This window comes from Streptomyces sp. PSU-S4-23 (assembly GCF_055632315.1).
This window is the reverse complement of sequence record NZ_JBVMUU010000002.1, coordinates 7,731,784-7,756,791: the sequence shown is the minus strand read 5'-3', so window position 1 is coordinate 7,756,791 and position 25,008 is coordinate 7,731,784. Positions and strand designations below refer to the sequence as shown.

20 protein-coding genes and 1 pseudogene are annotated in these 25,008 nt (G+C 72.1%); 10 read left to right on the top strand and 11 right to left on the bottom strand.

What is annotated here, in order from left to right; translation table 11 throughout:
• Window positions 1-73 precede the first annotated feature (73 nt).
• Window positions 74-913, bottom strand: a complete 840-nt coding sequence (locus ACZ79I_RS35095; RefSeq protein ID WP_471503049.1) for a class I SAM-dependent methyltransferase — start codon at window positions 911-913, stop codon at window positions 74-76.
• Window positions 914-1,062: 149 nt separating this feature from the next.
• Here ACZ79I_RS35095 and ACZ79I_RS35090 point away from each other — a divergent pair, with 149 nt between their 5' ends.
• Both ACZ79I_RS35090 and ACZ79I_RS35085 read left to right on the top strand, forming a co-directional pair.
• Window positions 1,063-2,298, top strand: coding sequence for an epoxide hydrolase family protein (locus ACZ79I_RS35090; RefSeq protein ID WP_471503047.1), 1,236 nt, complete (start codon window positions 1,063-1,065; stop codon window positions 2,296-2,298).
• 111 nt (window positions 2,299-2,409) lie between these two features.
• Window positions 2,410-3,891 carry a M1 family metallopeptidase gene (locus tag ACZ79I_RS35085; protein ID WP_471503045.1) on the top strand — a complete coding sequence of 494 codons (1,482 nt, stop codon included), beginning with the start codon at window positions 2,410-2,412 and terminating at the stop codon, window positions 3,889-3,891.
• Between the two features lie 72 nt (window positions 3,892-3,963).
• Here the strand turns inward: ACZ79I_RS35085 and ACZ79I_RS35080 are convergent, their stop codons facing one another.
• Window positions 3,964-5,562 carry a glycerol-3-phosphate dehydrogenase/oxidase gene (locus tag ACZ79I_RS35080; protein ID WP_471503043.1) on the bottom strand — a complete coding sequence of 533 codons (1,599 nt, stop codon included), beginning with the start codon at window positions 5,560-5,562 and terminating at the stop codon, window positions 3,964-3,966.
• On the bottom strand, window positions 5,559-6,158 hold the full coding sequence (locus ACZ79I_RS35075) for a TetR/AcrR family transcriptional regulator (RefSeq protein WP_471503041.1): 600 nt from the start codon (window positions 6,156-6,158) through the stop codon (window positions 5,559-5,561). Before ACZ79I_RS35075 ends, ACZ79I_RS35080 begins: the two co-directional genes overlap by 4 nt.
• Window positions 6,159-6,342: 184 nt before the next feature.
• On the opposite strand from ACZ79I_RS35075, the gene ACZ79I_RS35070 reads away from it, so the two are divergent.
• The 3 genes from ACZ79I_RS35070 (at window position 6,343) to ACZ79I_RS35060 (ending at window position 10,204) form a co-directional block, all read left to right on the top strand.
• Window positions 6,343-7,938, top strand: a complete 1,596-nt coding sequence (locus ACZ79I_RS35070) for an FAD-binding oxidoreductase (protein ID WP_471503039.1) — start codon at window positions 6,343-6,345, stop codon at window positions 7,936-7,938.
• Window positions 7,939-8,002: 64 nt separating this feature from the next.
• Window positions 8,003-8,881: a diacylglycerol/lipid kinase family protein gene (locus tag ACZ79I_RS35065; RefSeq protein WP_471503037.1), complete on the top strand. Its 879-nt coding sequence runs from the start codon at window positions 8,003-8,005 to the stop codon at window positions 8,879-8,881.
• A gap of 120 nt (window positions 8,882-9,001) precedes the next feature.
• Window positions 9,002-10,204, top strand: a complete 1,203-nt coding sequence (locus tag ACZ79I_RS35060) for a cytochrome P450 family protein (RefSeq protein WP_471503035.1) — start codon at window positions 9,002-9,004, stop codon at window positions 10,202-10,204.
• Window positions 10,205-10,319: 115 nt separating this feature from the next.
• Here the strand turns inward: ACZ79I_RS35060 and ACZ79I_RS35055 are convergent, their stop codons facing one another.
• The 4 genes from ACZ79I_RS35055 to sigJ all read right to left on the bottom strand — a co-directional run bounded on the left by ACZ79I_RS35055 (window position 10,320) and on the right by sigJ (window position 14,401).
• Window positions 10,320-11,195 carry a PhzF family phenazine biosynthesis protein gene (locus tag ACZ79I_RS35055; RefSeq protein WP_471503033.1) on the bottom strand — a complete coding sequence of 292 codons (876 nt, stop codon included), beginning with the start codon at window positions 11,193-11,195 and terminating at the stop codon, window positions 10,320-10,322.
• Between the two features lie 172 nt (window positions 11,196-11,367).
• Window positions 11,368-11,973, bottom strand: a complete 606-nt coding sequence (locus ACZ79I_RS35050; RefSeq protein ID WP_471503031.1) for a class I SAM-dependent methyltransferase — start codon at window positions 11,971-11,973, stop codon at window positions 11,368-11,370.
• Window positions 11,974-12,147: 174 nt separating this feature from the next.
• Window positions 12,148-13,341: an NAD(P)/FAD-dependent oxidoreductase gene (locus ACZ79I_RS35045; protein WP_471503029.1), complete on the bottom strand. Its 1,194-nt coding sequence runs from the start codon at window positions 13,339-13,341 to the stop codon at window positions 12,148-12,150.
• A gap of 115 nt (window positions 13,342-13,456) precedes the next feature.
• Window positions 13,457-14,401 carry an RNA polymerase sigma factor SigJ gene (gene sigJ, locus ACZ79I_RS35040; protein ID WP_471503027.1) on the bottom strand — a complete coding sequence of 315 codons (945 nt, stop codon included), beginning with the start codon at window positions 14,399-14,401 and terminating at the stop codon, window positions 13,457-13,459.
• A gap of 247 nt (window positions 14,402-14,648) precedes the next feature.
• Here sigJ and ACZ79I_RS35035 point away from each other — a divergent pair, with 247 nt between their 5' ends.
• The gene (locus tag ACZ79I_RS35035) at window positions 14,649-15,080 is read left to right on the top strand and encodes a hypothetical protein (protein WP_471503025.1); all 432 of its coding nucleotides are present in this window, start codon (window positions 14,649-14,651) and stop codon (window positions 15,078-15,080) included.
• Between the two features lie 113 nt (window positions 15,081-15,193).
• Here the strand turns inward: ACZ79I_RS35035 and ACZ79I_RS35030 are convergent.
• Together ACZ79I_RS35030 and ACZ79I_RS35025 are read right to left on the bottom strand one after the other, a co-directional pair.
• Window positions 15,194-15,475 (bottom strand): annotated as a pseudogene (locus tag ACZ79I_RS35030) (zinc ribbon domain-containing protein); the annotation flags it as partial.
• Window positions 15,457-15,618, bottom strand: coding sequence for a hypothetical protein (locus ACZ79I_RS35025; protein ID WP_471503023.1), 162 nt, complete (start codon window positions 15,616-15,618; stop codon window positions 15,457-15,459). The pseudogene ACZ79I_RS35030 and the gene ACZ79I_RS35025, both read right to left, overlap by 19 nt.
• Before the next feature lie 437 nt (window positions 15,619-16,055).
• On the opposite strand from ACZ79I_RS35025, the gene ACZ79I_RS35020 reads away from it, so the two are divergent.
• The 3 genes from ACZ79I_RS35020 to ACZ79I_RS35010 all read left to right on the top strand — a co-directional run bounded on the left by ACZ79I_RS35020 (window position 16,056) and on the right by ACZ79I_RS35010 (window position 18,907).
• Window positions 16,056-17,486: a selenium-binding protein SBP56-related protein gene (locus ACZ79I_RS35020; protein ID WP_471503021.1), complete on the top strand. Its 1,431-nt coding sequence runs from the start codon at window positions 16,056-16,058 to the stop codon at window positions 17,484-17,486.
• Between the two features lie 121 nt (window positions 17,487-17,607).
• Entirely contained in the window at window positions 17,608-18,282 is a 675-nt protein-coding gene (locus tag ACZ79I_RS35015; RefSeq protein ID WP_471503019.1) for an ankyrin repeat domain-containing protein, read from the top strand.
• Between the two features lie 67 nt (window positions 18,283-18,349).
• A complete protein-coding gene (locus tag ACZ79I_RS35010; protein WP_471503017.1) occupies window positions 18,350-18,907 on the top strand; it encodes an NUDIX domain-containing protein in 558 nt (185 codons plus the stop codon).
• A 16-nt stretch (window positions 18,908-18,923) separates the two neighbouring features.
• Here the strand turns inward: ACZ79I_RS35010 and ACZ79I_RS35005 are convergent, their stop codons facing one another.
• Together ACZ79I_RS35005 and ACZ79I_RS35000 are read right to left on the bottom strand one after the other, a co-directional pair.
• Window positions 18,924-22,298 (bottom strand): pyruvate carboxylase, encoded by a 3,375-nt coding sequence (locus ACZ79I_RS35005; RefSeq protein ID WP_471505404.1) that lies wholly within the window; start codon window positions 22,296-22,298, stop codon window positions 18,924-18,926.
• A gap of 225 nt (window positions 22,299-22,523) precedes the next feature.
• A complete protein-coding gene (locus ACZ79I_RS35000; protein WP_471503015.1) occupies window positions 22,524-23,834 on the bottom strand; it encodes an MFS transporter in 1,311 nt (436 codons plus the stop codon).
• Window positions 23,835-23,968: 134 nt separating this feature from the next.
• Between ACZ79I_RS35000 and ACZ79I_RS34995 the strand changes: the two genes are divergently transcribed.
• The gene (locus tag ACZ79I_RS34995; protein ID WP_471503013.1) at window positions 23,969-24,910 is read left to right on the top strand and encodes a LysR family transcriptional regulator; all 942 of its coding nucleotides are present in this window, start codon (window positions 23,969-23,971) and stop codon (window positions 24,908-24,910) included.
• Window positions 24,911-25,008 lie beyond the last annotated feature (98 nt).

Below are 25,008 nucleotides of genomic sequence, written 5' to 3'. Positions count from 1 at the left end.
CTGACAACGGCGGCTGGAACGGGCCGGGCCGGGCCGGGCGGCGCCGGAAAGCGCCGTGGTGTGCCGACCGGGCTCACCGCCGGTACGACACTCCCATCTCGATGAGGTAGCGCTTGGTGACCCTGCCCCCGTAGCGCCCCTCGATCAGGCCCCCGATGCACCCCAACAGCCCGTTCCTGGCGGCTTCCGGAAGGGCTCGGTGGCCGGAGTAGGTCAGCAGCAGGTCCAGATACTGCGACGTGGTGTAGGTGAGGTCCTGCTCGTAGCGGCGGAAGACGGTGGGCCCGAACCGGCCGCTTCGCGCCACTTCCTCGGCATGGTCCGAGCCGTCGAGGTCGGCGGCCGCGGGAGGCCGCAGCCCCGGCGTCGTGTCCGGGTCGTAGCGCTCGTAGCAGCGCTGGACGTCGACGAAGAACTCCTCGGTGCCGCCCCTCACATGCTGTCCGCGCACCACCACGAGCGCCCCGCCCGGACGCAGCGCGTCGGCGGTCTTGGTCATCCGCACCGCCGGGTCGATCCAGTGGAACGCCGTTGCGGAGACGACCGCGTCGAACGGCTCCCGGGGCAGCGGCCAGCTCTCGAACTCCGCCGTCACCACCTCGGCCGCCGCGGCCTCGGCCAGATTGCGGCGGGCGACCGCGGCCATGTGCGATCCCGCCTCGACGGCCGTGATCCGGCAACCCCGCCCGGCCAGGGGCACCGTCGCCTGTCCGGTTCCGCAGCCCACCTCCAGTACGCGGCTGCCGGGGCGGGTACCGGCGAGTTCCACGAGGTCGTCGAACAGCTCCGGCGGATAGCCGGGCCTGGCCCGGTCGTACAGCTCCGCGTCCTCGTCGAATATCCGGCCCAGCCGCACCCGCCGGGACTCCTCGGACCTGTCGTCACGTCGTGTCTGCGTGGTGTCGTCGGGCATGCGGAGCAGGCTAGCGGTGTCCGTGCTCTGCCCTGCGGGCTCTGCCCTGCGGGCTCTGTTGTCCTCACTCTCCGCCAGCTGTGCGACGCCGCCCCGGGGCGGATGTGGAAACGTCCTATCGTCAGAGCCGTCGAGCAAGGAACCACACCATGACCACACCGCACGCCTTCCCCCTGGAGCCCACCCCTGTCCACGTCTCCGACGAGGTCCTCGACGACCTGCGGGCCCGTCTCACACTGACCCGTCCGCCGCTGGACGAGGGGAACTCGGACTGGTCCTACGGCGTCCCGGACAGCTATCTGCGTGAGCTGGTCGCCCACTGGCGGGACGGCTACGACTGGCGCAAGGCCGAGGCCGCCATCAACGCCTACGAGCACTACCGGGTGAGCGTCGCCGGTGTCCCGGTGCACTTCATGCGCAAGGCGGGCCGCGGCCCCCGCCCGATCCCGTTGATCCTCACCCACGGCTGGCCGTGGACGTTCTGGCACTGGTCGAAGGTGATCGACCCGCTCGCCGACCCGGCCGCGTTCGGCGGTGACCCCGCCGACGCGTTCGACGTCATCGTGCCGTCCCTGCCCGGCTTCGGTTTCCCCGGCCCGCTCACCGGCTTTTCGGACGTCAACTTCTGGAAGGTCTCCGACCTCTGGCACACCCTGATGACCGAGACCCTGGGATACGAGAAATACGCCGCCGGGGGCTGCGACATCGGCGGGATCGTCTCCAGCCAGCTCGGCCACAAGTACGCCGACGAGCTGTACGGCATCCACATCGGCTCCGGGCTGCCGCTCGACTTCTTCACCGGCCCCCGCGCCTGGGACTTCGCCCGGAACCGGCCCCTCACCGACGACCAGCCCGCCGACGTCCGCGCCCGCATCATCGAGCTGGACCACCGCTCGGCGTCCCACCTCACCGTGCACATGCTCGACGGCGCCACCCTGGCCCACGGGCTGAGCGACTCACCCGCCGGACTGCTCGCCTGGCTGCTGGAGCGCTGGAGCGCCTGGAGCGACAACGGCGGCGACGTCGAGTCCGTCTTCACCAAGGACGACCTGCTCACCCACGCCACGATCTACTGGGTGAACAACTCCATCGCCACGTCGATGCGTTACTACGCCAACGCCAACCGCTACCCCTGGGCCCCCGCCCACGACCTCACCCCGGTCGTGCAGGCCCCGGTCGGCCTCACCTTCGTCACATACGAGAATCCGCCCGGCATCCACACCGCCGACGAGCGCGTCCGGGCATTCAAGACCGGCCCGCAGTCCGCCTGGTTCAACCACGTCAACGTCAACGCCCACGACCGCGGCGGCCACTTCATCCCCTGGGAGAACCCGGACGCCTGGGTGAGCGACCTGCGCCGCACCTTCCACGGCCGCAGGCCCTGACGATGCTGCGGGCCCGCCCGGCGACGGGCCAGGCGAACCCGCGCCCACTTCAGCCAGGTGACCACGACGGTGTTGGATCGATCGAGCACGCGCAACCACAAAGGGGGATTCATGCCTCGACGTCCTGCCCGTCGCCCTTCGCGTCGCCCTTCGCGTCGCCCTTCCCGTCGAAGGGCGCTTCGGTCCCATCCCCCGCGACGCGCCCTGCTCGCGGCGCTTCTGCTCACCACGAGCGTCGCCTGTTCGGGCCCGGAGCACACGGCGACGGGGCGGCCGGGGGCGCCCGGCGCCGAGGATGCTCTGTTCCCGTGGGCAGGGAACGGTGGTTACGACGTCTCCCACTACGGCCTTGCGCTCACCTACGTCCCCGAGACCAATCATCTGAAGGGCTCGGCGGTGATCACGGCGCGCGCCACCCAGAATCTGAGCCGCTTCGACCTCGACTTCACAGGACTACGGGTGCGAGGTGCCGCGGTGAACGGCATGGATGCCCGATTCGAGCGCCACGACAGCGAGTTGACACTGACACCCGCGAAGGTGATCGAGGACGGGGCGACCTTCACGGCCACCATCGAGTACGACGGCACGCCCAGAACGCTCAAGGACCCCGACGGGGGCCTGGAAGGCTGGCTCGAAACGGACGACGGTGCCACCGCACTCGGTGAGCCGAACGGCTCCAGCACCTGGTTCCCGGGCAATCACCACCCGTCGGACAAGGCCACCTACGACATCGTCGTGACCGTTCCCGAGGATGCCGACGGGGACCCCTACGACGTGGTCAGCAACGGGGAGTTGGTGAAGGAGGAGGTCAAGGGGGGCAAGGTCACCGCGCACTGGCGCAGCACAGAGCCCATGGCGAGCTACCTGGCCACCGTCACCATCGGCTACTTCGACATCCGCACGGCACGAACCCCAGACGGTCTGCCCCTGTATGTCGCCATTGATCCGGATGAGGCTCAGCGCGCCGGGAACGTATCGGACTCGATACCGGACATAGTGGCCTGGGCGAGCGACCGCTTCGGGCCGTATCCCTTCGACTCGGCGGGCGCTGTCGTCGATCACTTCCCCGATCTCGGATACGCCCTGGAAACCCAGGACAGACCGTACTTCGGATCGGCACCGGAAGAGGCTCTGCTGGTGCACGAGTTGGCGCACCAGTGGTTCGGCGATTCCGTCACACCGCGCACATGGAAGGACATGTGGCTCAACGAGGGATTCGCCACCTACGCGGAGTGGCTCTGGCAGGAGGACCACGGCGGCGACACGGCCCGGCAGACGTTCGACGCCTTCTATGAGGGCACTCACCCCGAGAGCGACGGCATCTGGGACTTTCCCCCGGCGGACCCTCCCGGCGGCGACCGGGTCTCCGACTCCCCGGTGTACGGGCGCGGTGCCATGACCCTGCACAAGGTGCGCGAAGCCGTGGGCGACAGCACGTTCTTCAGGATCCTTCGCACGTGGACCGATCAGCACCGCCACGGGAACGCGGACACCGCACAGTTCATCGCTCTGTGCGAGAAGGAGTCGGGGAAGGACCTGGCGGGGCTGTTCCGGACGTGGCTCCACGAGAAGGGCAAGCCCGATGCCGGCTGAGGGGCACCACCGTGCACGGGGCCGGGGCGCGGCCCGCCGGTCCCGGGGCGTCCCGCCGCTTCCGGCGGTTCGTCAGTCGCCGGCCCCGGACTCGCCGAGCACTTCCCGTGCGGCCGTGAGCGCGGCGGCCCGGTCGTCCGGGACCAGCCCGATGCGGGTGCGGCGGTCGAGCAGGTCGGCCGCGTCGAGCGCCCCTTCGTGGCACACGGCCCACAGCAGTTCCGCACGGATCACGGGGTGCCCTTCCAGGACGGGCCGGGCGAGCCGGGGGTCGGCCACGGCCAGCGCGTGCACGGCGGGAGCCTCGGTGCCGTAGCGGTCGATCAGGCGTCGCGGCGCGCGCAGGGCGCCGAGCACCCGGGGCGGTGCGGCGCCGACCAGTGGGAGAGCGCTGGTGGGAGAGGTCGCCGCGGACAGGCCGTGGGTGGAGACGGCGGCGTCGACCGCGTCCTCGGCCATGCGCCGATAGGTGGTCAGCTTGCCGCCGACGACGGTGACCACACCCTCCCGCGAGGTGAGCACGGCGTGCCTGCGGGAGATGTCGGCGGTGCGGGGCGCCGCTGAGGGGCCCTCGCCCGGTGCGCTGTCCAGCAGCGGCCGCAGTCCGGCGAACGCGCCCACCACGTCGTCGCGGTGGACGGGAACGTCCAGTGCGGAGCCGAGGACGTCCAGCAGGAACCCGATGTCGGTCTCCGGCACCTCGGGGACGTCCGGCACGTCGCTGTCCACGGGTTCGTCGGTGAGTCCGACGTAGACCCGGCCGTCGCCCTGCGGCAGGACGAGGACGAAGCGGTTGGTCTCGCCGGGGATCGGGATGTGCAGGCCGGCCGGCACAGAGCCCAGGTGGTCCGCTCGCAGGACGAGGTGGGTGCCGCGGGAGGGCCGTATGCGGACCCCGTCCACCAGGCCGCCCGCCCACACACCGGATGCGTTGATCACCGCGCGGGCGCGGATCTCACCTTCTTCGCCGGTGAGTTCGTCGCGTATCCGGGCACCGGAGGCGGTCAGTTCCAGCGCGCGCACCCGGGTCAGGATCCGTGCCCCCCGTGCCGCCGCCGTCCGTGCGATCGCGGTGACCAGACGGGCGTCGTCGGTCACCCGGCCGTCCCAGGACAGCAGCCCGCCGCGCAGTCCGGCGCCGCGCAGCGCGGGGGCCAGGTGACGGGTTTCCGTCGCGGAGAGCCTGCGCGGTGCGGGCAGGGTCGCCCGGGCCGTGCGTGCCGCCAGGCGCAGCGTGTCGCCGGCGCGGAATCCGGCCCAGGCCAACGCGGCCTGGCTGCGGGAGACCAGCGGGGTCAGGGGCAGCACGAACGGCTGGGCCCGCACCAGGTGCGGAGCCGTGCGCTCCATCAGAACGCCGCGTTCCAGGGCGCTTTCGTGAGCGACGTCGAGCTGGGCGGAGGCGAGGTAGCGAAGCCCACCGTGGATGAGCTTGGAGCTCCAGCGGGAGGTGCCGAAGGCCAGGTCGTGGGCGTCGACGGCGGCGACCGTCAGTCCGCGTGCGGCGGCGTCCAGGGCGGCACCGACGCCGGTCGCGCCGAGGCCGACCACCAGGACGTCCACGGGCGTGCCGCCGGCGGTCTCGGCCAGTTCGCGCAGGCGCCGGCCGGCGGTGAGCGAGGACCCGGGGACCGATCCCGCCAAGGAGGCGGGACTGCTGCTGGAGCTCATGGTGTGAGGGTCCTCTCGAGGATGGTCCGCAGTTCCGCCGAGAAGGCCTCCGTGCTCAGCTCGGCGTCGTCCTCCTCGGTCATGGTGCGCAGCGACAGGGTGAAGGACTGGGCGACCAGCAGCAGGGCCCTGGCCTGCCGTTCGGGGTGGCCGGGGCGTACGGACCCGTCCGTGTGGCCCTCGCGGAGGGCGTCGCCGAGCAGTTCCAGGAGGGCTTCCTGGCTCGCCCCGCGCCGGTCGAGCACGTACGGGACGAGCAGTTCGGGATCGACGTCGACGATCTTGCGGAAGAGCGGATGGCTCCGGAAGGCGGCGACGCCGCCCACGAGCCCCTCCACGATCCGTGTGCGGGTGGTCGTCCCGGGCCTCGGTTCCGGCATCGCGCCGGCGGCCACCTTGATCCACTCCCGGGTCATCAGGTCGCCGACCAGCGAGCGGACGTCGGGCCAGCGGCGGTACAGCGTCATCCGGGAGACGCCCGCACGGCGGGCCACGTCGGTCAGGGTGGTGCGCCGGACGCCCACGGCGAGGACGCAGTCGCGGACCGCGTCGAGCACCGGATCACCGTCCGAGGCGTTGTGACGAATAGGCGTCATGTGTCACAGTGTAACGCGCCCTCGGCCGTCCGGGGGCTCTTCCGCGACCGCACGGCCGCGACGACCGACACGCGCGACGACGCCACGACGACCGACACGCGCGACGCCGACGCCACGACGACCGACGTAGACACCGACGCCGACGCCGACGCCGCCGCCGCGACGACCAGTGAGGACAAGCGCCATGGACATGCTCTGGAGCGGCTGGGGCGACCCGGCCAGGGCGACGCCGCTGCCCGACTCGGTGATCGGTCTGCTGCGCGACCTGCTCGGGGTCACACCGCGCACCGCCGGGCCTGTCGCCCTGGGAGAGATCCCCGTGCCCGAGCCGCTCCTCGACCCGGCGGCACACCGCGCTCTGCTCGCCGCCGCCGGCGGTGAAGAGCATGTGCGCACCGACGCCGAGTCCCGGATCCGGCACACCCGGGGCAAGTCCACCCCGGATCTGCTGCGCATCCGCGAGGGGGACGTGGACGACCTCCCGGCGGCCGTGGTCCTCCCGGCGAGCCACGAGGAGGTGCTCGCGGTGCTGGCGGCATGCGCCGCGCACGGCCTGGCGCTGGTCCCGTTCGGTGGCGGCACCTCCGTCGTCGGCGGGCTCGCCCCCGAGCGGCGACGCCCGTTCGTCGCGCTGGACCTGCGCCGGATGAACGCTCTGCTCGACCTCGATCCGGTCTCCCGCACGGCCACCCTGCAACCCGGCCTGCGCGCCCCGCACGCCGAGGCGCTCCTTGCCGAGCACGGCTTCACGCTGGGCCATTACCCGCAGTCGTACGAGTGGGCGACGATCGGCGGATTCGCCGCGGCCCGCTCCAGCGGTCAGGCCTCCGCCGGATACGGCCGCTTCGACGACATGGTCCTCGGCCTCACCCTCGCCACCCCGTCCGGCACCCTCGACGTGGGCCGCGCCCCGCGCTCGGCGGCCGGTCCGGATCTGCGGCAGCTGATCCTCGGGTCCGAGGGAGCGTTCGGCGTCATCACCTCGGTGACCGTCCGGGTCCGTCCCGTCCCCCCGACCCGCGTCTACGAGGGGTGGCGCTTCGACTCCTTCGAGGCGGGCGCCGCCGCCCTTCGGCACCTCGCCCAGGACGGGCCGCGGCCGACCGTGCTGCGGCTGTCCGACGAGACCGAGACGCTCATCGGTCTGGCCCAGCCCGACGCCATCGGCTCGTCGGGTCTGCCGCAGAACGCCGGATGCCTGGCCGTCACCGGCTACGAGGGCACCGAGGAGGACACCGCACACCGCCGGGAACGGGCCGCGGCCGTGCTGCGCGACGCCGGCGGCACCTGTCTGGGCCGGGAGCCGGGAGAGCGCTGGGCCGCCGGCCGCTACTCGGCTCCCTACCTGCGGGACGCGCTGCTGGACGCCGGGGCGTTCGCCGAGACCCTGGAGACCGCCGCCTTCTGGTCCCGCCTGCCCGGGCTGTACGCCGCCGTCCGCGAAGCGCTGACCGGCACGCTCACCGCGTCGGGTACACCGCCGCTGGTGATGTGCCACATCTCTCACGTGTACGAGAACGGTGCCTCTCTGTACTTCACCGTGGTCTCCGCTCAGGGCGAGGACCCCGTGGCGCACTGGGGCCGTGCCAAACGTGCCGCCGGCGAGGCGATCCTGGCGGCCAGGGGCACCATCAGCCACCACCACGGCGTGGGCACGGACCACCGGGACTGGTATGTGCGGGAGGCCGGTTCGCTCGGCATCGGCGCCCTCCAGGCCGTCAAGCGACGGCTGGACCCCGCCGGGCTGCTCAATCCGGGCGTCCTGCTGCCCGTCGACTGACCAGCCCGGCCCCCGCCCCGCCACCGTCCGGTTCACGATCCGTCAGGCCCCTGGAGGCACACCGATGCGACAGTTCACCGCCATCGTCAACCCCACCGCCGGCGGATCCGCCGGGGTCGCGGCGCTGCTGCGCGTGGCCCGGCTGCTGAGGGAGGCGGGTGCCGGGCTGGAGACCGAGTACAGCCGCAGTCTGGCCCACGCCCGGGACCTCGCCCGGCAGGCCGGGGAGCGCGACCGGATCGTCGTGGCAGTGGGCGGCGACGGCATCACCGGCAGCATCGGCGGGGCCCTCAGCGGCACCGGCACGCTCTTCGGCCTGGTCCCGGCCGGCCGGGGCAACGACTTCGCCCGGGCGCTCGGCCTGCCCACCGAGCCCGAGGCACTGGCCCGAGTGCTGCTGCACAGCGGTCCCCGGGCCGTGGACACCATAGAAGTGGAGTCCCTCCACGGCCGCAGCGTCGTCCTCGGCAGCGTGTACGCGGGGGTGGACGCCCTCGCCAACCGCCACGCCAACCGCTCCACCCTCCTCAAGGGCGCCGCCTCCTACTACGCGGGCGGACTACGGGCCGTCGCCACCTGGCGCCCGGCGGCCTACCGGGTCACCGTCGACGGCGAGCACCTCGCACACCGCGGCTACACCGTCGTCGCCGCCAACTCCGCCTACTACGGCTCCGGTCGCATCATCGCCCCCGGCGCCCGCGTCGACGACGGGCTGCTCGAGGTGGTGATGATCCGCGAGGCACCGCGCCGGCTCTTCTTCACCCTGATGAACGAGCTCAGGTCCGGGGACCACGTGCACCGGCCCGAAGTGCGGGTCGTCAGCGGGAGAGAGGTGCGCATCGAGGCAGACCGGGAGGTGCCGTGCGGCGCCGACGGCGAGGTCGACACCGCCCTTCCCGTCACGGCCCGGGTACTGCCCGGATCCCTCGCCGTGCTCTGCTAGGGCCCGTCGCCCCGACCCGGTACCCGCCCCGGCGCTCTCACCCGGCGCGGCTGAATGCCTCCTTCGCCCGCAGCGCCGCCCACTGCTAGCTTCGAAGCGGACCGGAGACGGGGGTGGGCCATGGCGGCGGCCGAGGTGATCGATCTGGTGGCGATGGGCGAGGACTTCGTCCGCGATCCCTATCCCGTCTACGCCGCGCTGCGGGAACGCGGCCCGGTGCACAGGGTACGGATCCCGGAGGGTGCGGAGGCCTGGCTTGTCGTCGGGTACGAGGCCGGACGGGCCGCACTCGTGGATCCGCGGTTGTCCAAGCAGTGGAAGAACGCCTCGCCCTCCTTTGCGATCCCCAGTCCCTCGGCGGGGCCGCACATGCTCAACTCCGACCCACCGGACCATGAGCGGCTGCGCAAGCTGGTGGTCCGCGAGTTCACCCCGCGCCGGATCGAGCAGCTCGCGCCGCGCGTGCGGCAGATCACCGACGAGTTGCTCGACGCGATGACGGCCCTTCCGGAAGGGCGCGCCGATCTGGTCGAGGCACTCTCGTTCCCGCTGCCCATCTCGGTGATCTGCGAGCTGCTCGGCGTCCCGATGCTGGACCGGGCCGCGTTCCGGGCCTGGACCAGCACGATCCTCACCGATCCCGACCCGGAGGCGCGGCTGGCGGCGACGGGCGAAGTGGCCACGTACCTCTCGGAGTTACTGGACCGCAAGCGCCTGTCCCCGGGCCAGGACCTGATGAGCGCCCTGATCCGGACAACCGACGAGGACGGCGACCGGCTCTCCGCGGACGAACTGCGCGGTACCGCCTGGCTGCTGCTGGTCGCCGGGCATGAGACGACGGTCAACCTGATCTCCAACGGCGTGCTGGCCCTGCTCACCCATCCCGACCAAGTCGCCGCACTGCGCGAGGACATGACCCTCATCGACAACGCGGTGGAAGAGATGCTGCGCTACGAGGGGCCGGTGGAGACGCCGACGTTCAGGTTCACCACCGACCCGGTCCGGATCGGGACCACGGTCATCCCCGGCGGCGGGGAACTGGTCCTCGTGGCTCTGGCGGACGCCAACCACGACCCGGCGCGCTTCCCCGATCCGGGCCGCTTCGACATCCGGCGACCCGCCACCGGTCATGTCGCCTTCGGTCACGGCATCCACTACTGCCTCGGTGCGCCGCTCGCCCGCCTGGAAGCGCGGATCGCGATCCGTGCCCTGCTGGAGCGCTGCCCCGACCTCGCCCTCGACGCCCACCCGGCCGCCCTGACCTGGCGCCACGGCATGCTCATCCGCGGCCCGCGCCGGCTGCCGGTCCGGTGGAAGCCCTGATCTCGCGCTCGTTCGCCGTTCACGCGACGACGCCGGACCCGGCAGGCGGAGGATCCCCCTCCGCACGGACGGTGAGGCACAGCAGGTCCGACGCCCGGTCGCCGAGTCGCCCGCTCTAGTCGATGCGCGTTCCCGCGCCGCTGACACGGACGCGGGAGTCGCCCGCGCGCAGCGTCACCGTGAGCTCGCCGGGGCGGCCGAGATCCTCACCCTGGTACAGAGTGAGGACGGCGTCCTCCGCAACCAGGCCGAGCTCACGGGCGTACGCGCCGAACGCGGCGGCCGCGGCGCCGGTTGCCGGGTCCTCGACGACGCCGCCGACGGGGAACGGGTCACGGACGTGGAAGACGGTGGCCGACTCCCGCCACACCAACTGGACCGTGGTCAGGTCCAAGCGGTGCATCAGGGCTTCCAGACGCGCGAAGTCGTACGCGAGATCCGCGAGGCGCGTGCGCGTCGCCGCGGCGAGAACGAGATGGCGGGCGCCGGCGAACGCGATACGGGGCGGGAAGGCCGGGTCGAGATCGGCGGCCGGCCAGCCGAGTGCGGCGAGCGCCTCCGCGAGGTCGGTGCCGGCGATCTCCTCGATGTGCGGCTCGACACTGGTGAGTGTGGCCCTGACGGTCCCGCCCTCCTCGGTCACCTCCACCGGCACGGTGCCGGCACGCGTCGCGAAGACCAGCTTCCCGGGGCCCGTCCGCTCGGCGAGAGCGACGGCGGTCGCAACGGTGGCGTGGCCGCAGAACGGCACCTCGGCCTTGGGGCTGAAGTACCGGATGCCGTACGCCCGTCCCTCCTGACCGCCGAGTCCCTCCGGGGGCGCGGTCAGGAACGCGGACTCCGAGTATCCGAGGTCGGCGGCGATGGCCAGCATGTCGTCGTCGTCCAGGGCGGTGGCGTCCAGAACGACACCGGCGGGGTTTCCGCCGTCGGGGGCGCTGGAGAAGGCGGTGTATCGCAGCACCTCGGGCCGCGGCGCGTTCGTCGTCATGCTCGCGGCAACACGGGGCGGGCCCGCGGCTATTCCTGGACGCGAGGCGTGGCAGCGGACGGCGTACCGGACCGGGCCGGCGGCGGCGCGGCCGCCGGGCATCGGCGGGCGAAGGGCTCCGGCGACATCAGCAGTTGATCAGGTGTCCCGCGGAACCTCACCCCGCGGAACCTCACCGGCGGTGGACGCTGACGGCATAGCCGCCGCCCTCGTAGGAGTCGGCATCCCAGGTGGCGAAGCGGTCGACGAGGGTGAGGCCGGCCGCGGCACAGTGGTCGTCGTACTCGGGCAGCGTGATCCCGGGCGGCACGGGCAGATGGGCCTCGTCCAGACCGAAGCCCGCGACCATCAGACCGCCAGGACGCAGGGACGCGGCCAGGCGCCCGACCACCGCGCCCTCGGTGCCGGCGGCGAGCAGCGGAAACACATTGCCCGCGGCGACCACGAGATCGAAGTCCGCCTCGATACCGAGCAGACCCGGCTCGAACCCCGACAGGTCGGCCTGGAACCAGGGCAGTCCCGGCGCCTGCTGCCGCGCCACGGCGAGCATCGACGCATCGAGATCCACCCCGACGCAGTCGTACCCGAGCTCCGCGAGCCGGATCATGATCCGTCCGGTGCCGCACCCGGCGTCCAGCACCCGGGCCCCGGCAGGCACGAGCGCCGCGCAGAACCGCGCCTCCCCGTGCACGTCCTTCCCGCTACGGGCCAGCGCCGCGAACCGGGCAGCGTAGTCCTCTCCGGACGTCTCCCCGGTCAACTCCTTCCAACGGTTCACGAGGCCCACTATAGATCGGCCGTCCGCGGCTCGAAGACGCGACGGAGCCCACGGCGCCGAAGGCCGTCGCGGACGAGGCCGGGAAGGCCGGCGCCCATCGACGCGGCCGCGTCATCGGCACGACCGACGGCGCGGGGGCGCCCCCGCTTCGAGGGCGCCCGTCCGTTGTGCGGGTCAGGCCGGTTCCTTGACCGGCGAGCCCGCCCCGGCCGGCTCCAAGAGGCGGCGGCGCCGGGTCGGCATACCGAGCGTCGGGTTGGCGACGGCCCAGGCCGCGCCCTTGCACACCAGTTCCTTGTAGACGGCGGCGAGCCGTCCTGTCAGAGCCGCCCGGACCGCGCGGTCGTCGGCGGTGACGTACTGGATCAGACCTTCCTTGCGGCCCAGCGAGATGCACTGGTTGAAGTAGCGCAGCGGCACCTTCGGGAGCTTCCCGCCGGCCAGGCGCGCCGCGATGGCGTCAGCGGCCTGCCAGGCGGTCGGGGTGCCCGAGGCGCACGACATCCGCAGCGGCTTGCCGCCGGGGCCCATCGCCATGGCGGCGTCGCCGATGGCGTACACATCCGGGTGCGAGACCGAGCGCATGGTCCCGTCGACCACGATCTGGCCCCTGTCCGTGACCTCCAGGGTCGTGGCCTTCGCGATGGGATGGACCGCGAAACCGGTGGTCCACACGGTGACCGCGGCCGGGAGCGACCCGCCGTCGGCGGTCGCGACGCGGTCGGCCTCGACGCCGACGACGGCGGCGTGCTCGTGCACGGTGATGCCGAGCTCGCCGAAGACCTTCCTCAGGTGCCGGCGGCCCTTGGGCGAGAGCCAGTCGCCGAGACCGCCGCGGGCGGCGAGGGCGACATCGAGGTCCGGGCGGGCCTCGGCGATCTCGGCCGCGGCCTCCAGGCCGGTGAGGCCGCCGCCGACCACGACCACGGGCTGCCCGGCGTCCAGGCGGGCCAGGCGCTCCCGCAGCCGCAGCGCTCCGGGGCGAGCTGCGATCTCGTGAGCGTGTTCGGCGGTGCCGGGGACACCCTGGTCGTGCCAGCCGCTGCCGAGGGCGTACACGAGGGTGTCGTATGCCAGCTCCCCGTCGCCGTTCGCATCGGCGAGGGCGACGGTCCTGCGGTCGACGTCGACGCCGGTGACCTTCGCGAGCCTCAGTTCGACGCCGGTGCCCGCGAACATCTCACTGAAGGGCCGGGGTTCGAGGTCCTGGCCGACCGCAAGCTGGTGCAGGCGGACGCGCTCGACGAAGTCCGGCTCGGCGTTGACGAGGGTGATGGCGGCATCCTCGCGGCGCAGCCGCCTGGCGAGGCGCCCCGCGGCGATGGCTCCGGTGTATCCGGCTCCGAGGACGACGATACGGTGCGGCATTTCCCTGCTCCTGTCTTGAGCGGATTCGCCACTTGAACCGGGCAGCCCGCCGTTTCCTGACAGGAACACGGTGTGAAGCACCTCACATCGGGGGCGGAAGCACCTCACAACGGGGTCAGAACGCGATGAGCAGGGGTTCTCCGTGGTCGGCGACCGCCCACCACCGGTTCGCGCGTTCGAGCTTGTCGGGGTTGACCTGGTTGCGGAACGCGGCGATGCCCTCGTCGGTGACCTCCAGGCACATCACGCCGATGACCCGGCCGCCGAGGACCGCCACGACGGCGGGGTCACCGTTGGCGGTCGTGGCGTAGACCTCGGGTGAGCCGCCGACCAGAGCGCGCTTGGCCTTGCCGGGTTTGAACAGGCCGCGCATGAACGTCGCGACCGCGAGGGCGCCTTCGAACGCCTTGGCGCGGGCCGGGACCTTCCCGCCGCCGTCGCCGATCGCGATGGCGTCCTGGGTCAGCAGCCGCACGAGCGGCTCGGTCCGGCCGCTGGTGGCGGCCGCGAGGAACTCGTCGATGATCCGCCGGGCGGCGGCCCCGTCGATCTCGGCGCGGGCCTTGCCGGCCGCGACGTGCTTCTTGGCACGGTGGAAGATCTGCTGGCTGGCGGCCTCACTGATGTCGAGGATCTCGGCGATCTCCCGGTGCGGGTAGTCGAATGCCTCCCGCAGCACGTACACCGCCCGCTCGTTGGGGGAGAGCCGCTCCAGCAGGGCGAGGACCGCGTACGAGACCGACTCGCGTTGTTCGGCGGTGTCGGCCGGCCCGAGCATCGGGTCCCCGGCCAGCAGCGGCTCCGGGAGCCATTGGCCCACATACGTCTCGCGCCGCGCGCGGGCCGAGGCGAGCTGGTTGAGGCACAGGTTGGTGAGAACCTTCGTCAGCCACGCCTCGGGGACCTCGATGTGGTCGACGTCGGCCGCCTGCCAGCGCAGGAACGTCTCCTGCACGGCATCCTCGGCCTCACTCGCGGAGCCGAGGACGCGGTAGGCGATGGCTTCCAGGCGGGACCTGGATGCCTCGAACCGGTCCACGTCGCTCGTGGTCTGCGCCATGGCCGGGATCCTAGTTCACCCGGCGACAGCGGCCCGCGGATCCCTCGGGAGCAGCCCGCGGAGCCGTCCCGCCGTATCCCACTTCCGGCAACATCCGGGCAGGTCACGGGGGTGGGGTCCCGGAAGGGCCTCATTTCTCTGCAGACCGTTGGGGCGGGACGGTGCGGGCGGGCACGGTCGTGTTGTGCCGACGGACCACGAGGGACCTACCGGGGGACCGTCCGCCGGCCGACGGAGAGGATCCACCATGACGTCACGCAAGCGCATCGCCCTCGCAGCCGCCGGACTGGCCCTGGCGGGTGGCCTCGCCACCGCCCCCGCAGCGACCGCCGCACCGTCCGCCCTGTCCGCTGCATCCGCCGGGAACGTGGCGGCCTCGGCCAACAAGTGCTCCGGCTGGAAGGAGATCCACATCACCGGTGGCGCCGCCAAGTACATGGAGTGCACGAAGAAGGTCAACGGCAAGTCGTACGCCTCCGGCGCCTTCTACCTCTGGGACACCAAGCACGACGGCAAGGCCGTCCAGGCGTACGCGGAGACGGACTACAACCACTGGTACGGCGACGACGTGACCTGGTCGCACTTCTACAGCTGGGCCGACGACACCCACCACAGCCCGAAGATCAGCACGGGCTGGCACCGGGGCAACGACTTCGGTCTGGTGATCGAGCTCAAGTAACGGCCCCGGCCACCGCATCGCCCGCGAAGACACCGAGTCCTCTCGGCGGCTCGCCCGACACCGCCGGGTCGCCGCTGGGAGGACGGTGATGTCTTGACTTCCTCCCCCGCCCAAAGGCGGGGGATTCCAGCGGTCACCCGCTGGGGTTCCTGCTTCACCGACGACCGCCCCGTCCGGGAGGACTCCCGTCGAGGTCTTACACCGTCTCCACAGGCAGACGCCGCCGGCCCGGCCGCCAGGATGTTGCGCGCCGCGTTCACGTCGCGGTCATGCACGGCACCGCACTCGCACGTCCACTCGCGGACGTTCAGCGGCAGCTTCTCGCGAACCGTTCCGCAGGCCCCGCACAGCTTGCTGGAGGGGAACCAGCGGTCGATCACGACGAGTTCGCGCCCGCAGGGATGTCCGCCAAGGCCACGACCAGCGGCACGGGACCACCGCCCGGGACAAGCGCCGGGACGTTTCCGCCGTGCAGACAGTCCCAGCCGTGGTCCTCGACCGTGCGCAGCCGCACCCGTCCGCCCCCGAGGACGAGCACGTCGCCTTCACGGTGGCCCCCGACCTCGTCGAGCAGCCCACCCCACAGGGCCAGGCAGGCTCCGCGCCTTCACCACCCGGTCCTGGACCCGCGCGCCACGCGCAGGCGAGGGGTTCGCATACGTGAGCTTCGTACGGCACCGGCCCTGACCCCGGGCGGGCCGGCGGCGGCGACCGGCAGTGGCCCGGCCCAGGCACTCGCGGACCGGTCCCGGTTCCGCCGAGGGCGCGGAAAGTGATCCGGAACCACGATTCAGGCGACGCCGACAGGTGACGTCCGCAGGCCCCGTAGCGGCCGCCTTGGCAGGGCTTCGGGGGTGTGAAACGCTCGTTTCATGGCATATCCGTCCCGCGAGTACATCGATCCCGAACGGGTGAGCCCGGCCGCCTGCCGGGAGCCCCCGGGTCCAGGGTCCCGTTCGGGAGTGAGGAACAGCCATGACGACGACCGAGCACGCTCACGACCTCGATGACCACACCGACCCGACCTTGTACCGCACTCCGGCGGACGCCGTCGCCGCGCCCCCGGAGAAACTCGCCTATGTCGTCGGTTTCGACCCCACCGCCCAGCGCCCGGACGCGTTGTTCACCGTCGGCACCGACCCCGAGTCCCCCGCATACGGTCGCGTGATCTCCCACGCCGACCTACCCGGCCGCGGCGACGAACTGCACCACTTCGGCTGGAACGCCTGCTCGAGCGCGCTGGCGCATGCCGGTCATCACCACGCTGCCCGGCGCTACCTCATCCTCCCGGGGCTGCGCTCCTCCCGGCTGCACGTCTTCGACACCAGCCCCGATCCCACCCGCCCGCACCTGGTCAAGGTGGTCGAGCCCGGGGAGCTGGCGGCCAAGGCCGGGTATTCGCGTCCGCACACGCTCCACTGCGGCCCCGACGGGGTGTTCCTGTCCTGTCTGGGCGGCGCGGACGGTGCGGACGGGCCTGGCGGCGTCGCGCTGCTGGACCACGAGACCTTCGACGTGCTGCGAGCCTGGGAGAGCGACCGCGGCCCGCAGCGGTTCGCCTACGACGTCTGGTGGCATCTGCGTCAGAACATCGCCGTGACCAGCGAGTGGGGCACCCCCTCGATGATCGAGAACGGTCTTGTCCCCGAGCTGCTGCTGAGCCGCCGGTACGGCCACTCGCTGCACTTCTGGGAGCTGGACTCCGGCCGGCATCTGCAGCGCGTCGACCTGGGAGACGAGAACCAGATGGTGCTGGAGCTGCGCCCCGCGCACGACCCCGAGGCGGCGTGGGGATTCGCGAACACCGTGATCGACGTGGAGGACCTGTCGGCGTCGGTGTGGCTGTGGAACCGGGAGGGCGAGGACTTCGTGGTCCGCAAGGTGATCACCATCCCCGCCGAGCCCGCGCGGAGGGAGGGTCTGCCCCCGGCGCTGCAGCCGTTCGGCGCCGTGCCCCCGCTGATCACCGATATCGACCTGTCCGTGGACGACCGGTGGCTGTACGTGTCCGCCTGGGGGACCGGCGAGCTGCTCCAGTACGAGGTGAGCGACCCTCTGCATCCGAGGCGGACCGCGTCCGTGCGTCTCGGCGGCATCGTCGGCCGGCAGCCGCATCCCGCCGAGCCGGACCTTCCGCTGACCGGCGGGGCGCAGATGGTCGAGCTCAGCCGCGACGGGCGGCGCGTGTACCTGACGAACTCCTTGTACGCCGCCTGGGACGCGCAGTTCTATCCCGAGGGCATCGACCCGTGGATGGTCGAACTTGACGCCGACACCTCGCACGGCGGACTCTCCCTCGACAGCCGCTTCTTCCCGCACGGCCCGGACTTCCTGGGCCTGCGGGTGCACCAGACGCGCCTGCAGGGCGGCGACGCCTCCTCGGATTCGTACTGCTACCGCCGCTGACCGCTGGATGTTCTCCGGGCCGAGGTCCTGCGTGGCGGCGCCGGCCCGGTGAGCCGGCTCCCGTATGACTGGTGGTTCTCCCCGCGCAGCCATGACGACCGCGCCCCCTACACTCGGCCGCGTGGTCGATGAACGCGTCGCGCACTGGGACGGGGTCACCCGTCATGCGACACTCAAGGCGAAGTTCGCGGAGCAACGGGACCGGCTTGCCGACGCCGCCCGGGACGGGGACTGGCGGACGCTCTTCCAGGTCCTCGACGAGACCCCTGCCTGGGTCAACTCCGCGCGTCTGGACGGCCGAAGCGGCTACACGCCGCTGCACCAGGCCGCGTGGCACGGCGCCCCGGCCGGGACGGTCGAGCGCCTCCTGGGGTACGGCGCCTGGCGGACGCTGAGGGCGAGTGACGGGACCCGCGCCGTGGACATCGCCGCGCGGCGCGGCCACCACCACCTGTCCTCCCTCCTGCGCCCGGAATCCAGACACCCGTTGCCGCCCGATGTGGTCGCCGGGCTGCGGCACCACCTGCACCGTCTGATCCGGCACAGAGCGGGCCTTGAGGACGGCACGGACCTGGCCACCCAGCAGGGGCTGCGGCTACCGGAGGTGGAGGTGCTGACCGAACTGGAGCACCCTGTGTGCTGGTTCCCCGTGCCGGGCATGTACGGGGGGTTCAAGATCGGGTTGGGGGGCCGTGAGCTGACCGTGGACAGCTGGATCCGCATCGTCGGAGGCTCCGAGCGGACGGACCGGGTCACGGTGGAAGGGGTGTATCTGCAGGAGGGCGAGCAGTTGTGACCCCGCTGCCTGGGATCAGGCGGCCGTGAGGCGGTCCGATGTCAGTGGCGGCTGGGACGGTGGGGGCATGGACGAGTGGATGGACGAGTGGGTGGAGCAGGTCGACGAGCGGGACCGGGTGTCGGGCGTGGTGCGCCGTGGCGAGGCCGTCCGCCAGGGCTGGCTGCACCGGGTCGCCGTGACGATGTGCCGTGATCGGGGCGGGCGGATCCTCGTCCACCGACGGTCCCGGCGAGTGCCACGGTTCCCAGGGCGCTACGAGGTCGTGGTCGGCGGGGCCGTGGCTGTGGGTGAGTCCTATGAAGACGCGGCGGCGCGAGAGCTGGCGGAGGAGCTGGGCGTCCGGGTGCCCGTCCGCTCGGTGGTCAGGTTCCTGAACCGAAGTGGCCTCAGCCCTCACTGGCTCGGCGTCCACGAGGCGGTCGTCCCGGTCGAGGTGAGCCCCGATCGCGACGAGGTCATGTGGCACGGCTGGCTGGCGGAGAGCGAACTGTCTGCATTCATGCAACGCCGGACGTTCACCCCGGACAGCCATGAGGTACTCGCCCGGTATCGTGCTGCCGTCCGTCCGGGAAACCGCCGGCCTGACGGTGTGCGGCCCGGGGAGACCGGTGAAGGCCGGTGAAGCCGCGCGAGAGGGCTCACACGATCTCGACGAGCAGGTCACCGCCTTCCACCTGCTGGACCCTGTTGATGGCCAGCCGGGTCACCCTTCCGGCCTTCGGGGCGGTGATCGCGGCTTCCATCTTCATGGCCTCGATGGTGGCCACCGTGGCACCGGACGCCACCTCGTCGCCTTCGTCGACCGCGAGGGTCACCACACCGGCGAAAGGCGCCGCCACATGGCCGGGGTTGGCCCGGTCGGCCTTCTCCCTCACGGGTACGTCCGAGGCCGCCGCCCGGTCGCGCACCTGGATGGGCCGCAGTTGGCCGTTCAGGGTGGACATCACGGTGCGCATGCCGCGTTCGTCGGCCTCACCGATCGCCTGCAGCTCGATCAGGAGCCGCACGCCGGGCTCCAGGTCGACGGCGTACTCCCTGCCCGGACGCAGTCCGTAGAAGAAGTCCTTGCTGTCCAGCACGCTGGTGTCGCCATGGGCCTGCCGCTGCGCCTCGAAGTCGCGCGTCGGTCCCGGGAAGAGCAGGTGGTTGAGCGTCGCACGACGGTCCTTCTCCAGCCCGGCGCGGTCCTGCGCCGTCAGTTCCTGCGCGGGCCTGGCCTCGGCACGGCCCTGAAGTGCCCTGGTCCGGAACGGCTCGGGCCAGCCGCCCGGCGGGGTACCCAGCTCGCCGCGCAGGAAGCCGATGACCGAGTCGGGAATGTCGTACGTCTCCGGCGCCGCTTCGAAATCCTGCGGCGCCACTCCGGCGCCGACCAGGTGCAGGGCGAGGTCGCCGACCACCTTCGACGACGGGGTGACCTTGACCAGACGGCCCAGGATCCGGTCGGCGGCGGCGTACATCGCCTCGATCTCCTCGAAACGGTCGCCGAGTCCCAGCGCGACCGCCTGTGTGCGCAGATTGGACAGCTGTCCGCCCGGGATCTCATGGTGGTAGACGCGCCCGGTCGGGGCTGCGAGGCCCGCCTCGAAGGGGGCGTAGATCCGGCGGACGCTCTCCCAGTACGGTTCGAGGTCCCCGACAGCCTGCAGATCCAGGTCCGTGGGCCGCTCGGAGTGATCGGTCGCGGCCACGATCGCCGACAGCGACGGCTGCGAGGTGGTACCCGCCATCGACGCGACCGCGCCGTCGACCGCGTCCGCGCCGGCCTGGATCGCGGCGAGGTAGGTGGCGAGCTGGCCGCCCGCGGTGTCGTGGGTGTGCAGATGGACCGGGAGGCCGAACTCCCGGCGCAGCGCCGACACGAGTGTCGCGGCGGCCGGGGCGCGCAGCAGCCCTGCCATGTCCTTGACCGCCAGGACGTGGGCTCCGGCGGCCACGATCCGCTCGGCCAGACGGAGGTAGTAGTCCAGGGTGTACAGGCGCTCGGAGGGGTCGGAGAGGTCGGCGGTGTAGCACAGGGCGACCTCGGCGATCGCCGTGCCGGTCTCCCGCACGGCGTCGATGGCGGGACGCATCTGGTCGACGTCGTTGAGGGCGTCGAAGACACGGAAGATGTCGATGCCGGTGGCGGCGGCCTCGTGCACGAAGGCGTCGGTCACTTCGGTCGGGTAGGGCGTGTAGCCGACGGTGTTGCGGCCGCGCAGCAGCATCTGCAGACAGATGTTGGGGACGGCCTCGCGCAGGGCGGCGAGGCGTTCCCAGGGGTCCTCGGCGAGGAAGCGCAGGGCGACGTCGTAGGTGGCGCCGCCCCAGCACTCCAGGGACAGCAGTCCGGGCAGGGTGCGTGCCACCACGGGGGCGACGGCGAGCATGTCCTTGGTGCGGACCCGGGTGGCGAGCAGTGACTGGTGGGCGTCGCGGAAGGTGGTGTCGGTGACGCCGATGGTCGGCGACTGGCGCAGCCAGCGGGCGAAGCCCTCCGGCCCGAGTTCGACGAGCCGCTGCCGGGAGCCGGCGGGCGGTTCGATGGCGGGCAGCGGCGGCAGCTTGGTGGCCGGATCGATCAGCTCGGGCCGTTCACCGTGCGGTTTGTTCACCGTGACGTCGGCGAGGTAGGTGAGCAGCTTGGTGCCGCGGTCGGCGGAGTGCCGTGCGGTGAGCAGGTGCGGCCGCTGCTCGATGAAGGATGTCGTGACCCGTCCGGCCTGGAAGTCGGGATCGTCCAGCACGGCTTGCAGGAAGGGGATGTTCGTGGCCACCCCGCGGATGCGGAACTCTGCCACGGCGCGCCGCGCCCGGCCGATCGCGGCCTTCAGGTCCCGGCCCCGGCAGGTGAGCTTGACGAGCATCGAGTCGAAGTGCGCACTGACCTCGGTACCGGCGTGGGTGGTGCCGCCGTCCAGACGGATACCCGAGCCGCCCGGCGAGCGATAGGCGCTGATCCTGCCGGTGTCCGGGCGGAAGCCGTTGGCCGGGTCCTCGGTGGTGATACGGCACTGCAGAGCGGCACCGCGCAGGGTGACCGTCTCCTGTGACAGCCCAAGGTCCGCGAGGGTCTCGCCTGCCGCGATGCGCAGCTGGGCCTGCACCAGGTCGACGTCGGTGACCTCCTCGGTCACCGTGTGCTCGACCTGGATGCGGGGGTTCATCTCGATGAAGACGTGGTTGCCGTCGGGGTCGAGCAGGAACTCCACGGTGCCCGCGTTGCGGTAGCCGATCTCGCGGGCGAACCGCACCGCGTCGGCACAGATCCGGTCCCGCAGCGCCGGGTCGAGGTTGGGTGCGGGGGCCAGCTCGATGACCTTCTGGTGGCGGCGCTGCAGCGAGCAGTCACGTTCGAACAGGTGGATGACGTCGCCCTGGCCGTCGGCGAGGATCTGCACCTCGATGTGGCGCGGATCGACGACGGCCTTCTCCAGGAAGACCGTGGGATCGCCGAACGCGGACGCCGCTTCGCGGGCCGCCGCCTCGATGGACTCGCGCAGCAGGGCGGGGTCCTCGACGCGGCGCATGCCGCGTCCCCCACCGCCGGCGACCGCCTTGACGAACACCGGGAAGCCGATGTCCTCGGCGGCACGGACCAGTTCGTCGACGTCGGTGGAAGGGGAGGAGGAGCCGAGCACCGGTACGCCGGCCGCGCGGGCGGCGGCCACGGCCCGGGCCTTGTTCCCGGTCAGTTCGAGCGTGTCCGCGCTCGGCCCGACGAACGTGATGCCCGCCTCCTCGCACGCGCGTGCGAGTTCGGGATTCTCGGACAGGAACCCGTAGCCCGGGTAGACCGCGTCCGCTCCCGCCCGGCGCGCCGCACGGACGATCTCCTCGACGGAGAGGTAGGCCCGCACCGGATGCCCCGGCTGTCCGATTTCATAGGCTTCGTCGGCCTTCAGTCGGTGCAGCGAGTTACGGTCCTCGTGCGGGAAGACGGCAACCGTGCGCGCACCCAGCTCATAGCCGGCGCGGAAAGCCCGAATCGCGATCTCGCCACGGTTGGCGACCAGCACCTTGCGGAACATCCCGGATCCCTTCAGCCTGCCGGCAACGCGCACCATGATGTCAGCCGCATACGTGCCGGCAGCCACGCAGCAACGTTAGGGGTGGCAGGTGGCTCACTGAAGACGGAAAACATCACATTGACATCGTGGGACTCGTCCGTCCCGGCAAGGGGTGACGGCCGTCACCGCCGTCACCGCCGTGGCGGCCGTGGCGGCCGTGGCGGCCGTGGCGGCCGTGGCTGCCTGTCAGGCGCGGCTCGGTTCCGGCTCCGGCTCCGGCTCCGGTTCCGGCTCCGGCTCCGGCTCCGGCTCCGGCTCCGAGAGATGCGCTGCGGCGCGGCGAGGGAGCAGCAGCGGGGTCGCCAGCAGGAGCACGCCGGCCAGGCCGATGGCCGTACGGGAGCCGAGCAGGCCCCCCAGCACACCCCAGACGGCCGTCAGGAGCGCGATCGAGGACTTGGTCGTCACCGCCCAGGCGGACAGCGTGCGGGCGGCCCGGTCGGTCGCGGTGCGTTCGAGGCGGTAGGTGGCGTAGACGGGGTTGAAGACCCCGCAGCAGAAGATGAGCCCGAGCTCGACGCCCATCACCAGCAGCAGCCCTCCGGTGCCCGGCCCCAGGAAGACCAGGCCGACGGGCCACAGCGCGCGCAGCGCCCCGGCCACGACCAGGACCTCGTGCTGTCCGAACCGGGTGACCAGCGGTCGGGCCAGCCGCGAGCCGAGCAGCCCGCCGACCGAGGGTGCGGCGAAGGCCAGGCCGTACTGCCACGGTGCGAACCCCAGCCGGCCGAGCATCAGAACGGCGAGCAGCGGCTGGACGGCCATCACCAAGCCGTTGAACAGGGCGGTGTTGAAGAACAGCGGACGCAGCGCCGCGTCGGCGAGGATGTACCGCCAGCCGTCGAGCAGGTCCCCGGCCCGTAGGCGCGTGGCCTCCCGGCGTTCGGGCCGCGGCTCGTGCCCGCCCATCGCGCGGATGCCCAGGGCCGAGAGCAGGTAGCTGACCGCGTCGGCCACCACCGTCGCCACCGGGCCGAGGAGCCCGGTCGCCGCGCCGCCCAGCGGCGGTCCGATGATCGTGGTCGTCCAGGCCGTGGACTCGAACCGGGCGCCTGCGACGAGCAGTTCCTCGGCCGGCAGCAGCGTCTTCAGGTACGCGCCGGAGGCGGCGCGGAAGGTGATGTCGGCCGCCGCGACGACGACGGAGACCAACAGGAGCTGAAGGAAGGTGAGCACGCCGAGCGCGAACGCGGTGGGAATCGTCAGCAGCGCCGCGAACCGCACCAGGTCCATCGCGATCAGCACCGGCCGCTTGCGGCGGAACTCCACCCATGGACCGAGCGGCACCGCCGCGGCCGCGCCCACCGCAGCCCCCACGGAGGAGAGCGCGGCGACCTGGGCCGGTCCGGCGTGCAGTACGCGGACGGCGATCAGCGGGAACGCGCCGAAGGCCAGCCACGTGCCGAGCGCGCTGGTGCCGTACGCGCCCCAGAGCCACCCGAACTGCCGCCCCGGCCGAGGTCCGAGCAGATGTCCCAGCCGGTGTCCGCTCCTCATGTCTGACGCCCCTCGCCACTCATCCGCACAACCGATCCGCGACCGGAAGCATCAAAGCGAGCACCATATGCAGGGGTCAAACAACCCCAGGGCCGACCGGTCACAACCAACGGTTGTGCCCATAGGGTGTCGACATGGACCTCGACGCCGTCCGGACCTTCGTCGCCGCCGCCGACGCGGGGCGGTTCCAGGAGGCCGCCGCCGAGCTGGCGGTCACCCAGCAGGCGGTCTCCAAGCGCATCGCCGCGCTGGAACGCGACCTCGGCGCGCGGCTGTTCACCCGCACCCCGCGCGGCGCCGAGCTCACCATCGACGGGCAGGCGTTCCTGCCCCACGCGCGCGAACTGCTGCGCGTCGCCGAGCGATCGGTCGCGTCCGTGCGCCCCGGCCGCCGTCCGCTGCGTGTCGACGTGATCAGCTCGCGCGGCGCGGGGTCGGGCCTGATGCGCGGCTTCCACCGCGCGCACCCCGAGATCGACCTCGACGTGGTGTGGCTGTTCGGCATCGAGACGGCCGTCGCCGCCATCCGGTCCGGTGCGATCGACGCGTCCTTCCGGGCCGTCGCCGCGCCCGGACTGCCCCTTCCCGAGGACATCGAGTCCGCCCGGGTGGTCGACGAGCCGCTCCAGCTCCTCACCGGCCCCGCCCACGCGCTGGCGGGCGCCCGGTCGGTGCCCCTCACCCAGCTCGCCGGGCACCGGATCTGGATGCCCGGCATCGTCCCCGGTACCGAGTGGGCCGCCTACTACCACGACCTGGTCGCCGAGTTCGGCCTCACCATCGAGGCGACCGGCCCCAACTTCGGCTCCGACGCACTCCTCGACACCATCGCCGACACCCCGGCGCTGGCCACCTTCATGGGCGAGCACACCCGCCTTGTCTGGCCCACCGGTCACGGCCTGCGCCGCATCCCGGTGACCGACCCGACGCCCGTCTACCCCCACTCGCTCCTCTGGCACCGCGACAACCCCCACCCGGCGCTGGCCGCCCTCCGCGCCCATCTCGCCACCACGGCGGCTCGCCACGACGCCGCAGGGACCTGGACGCCCGGCTGGGCGACTCCGCGCAGGAGGTGAGTGACATGGCTGCGTGCACCGCAAGCCGGTCGGCAACGCTCACCGGTGTGTGGGTTCCGGAAGGACCCGGCCGGTTCCGGTTCCGGTTCCCGGCTCAT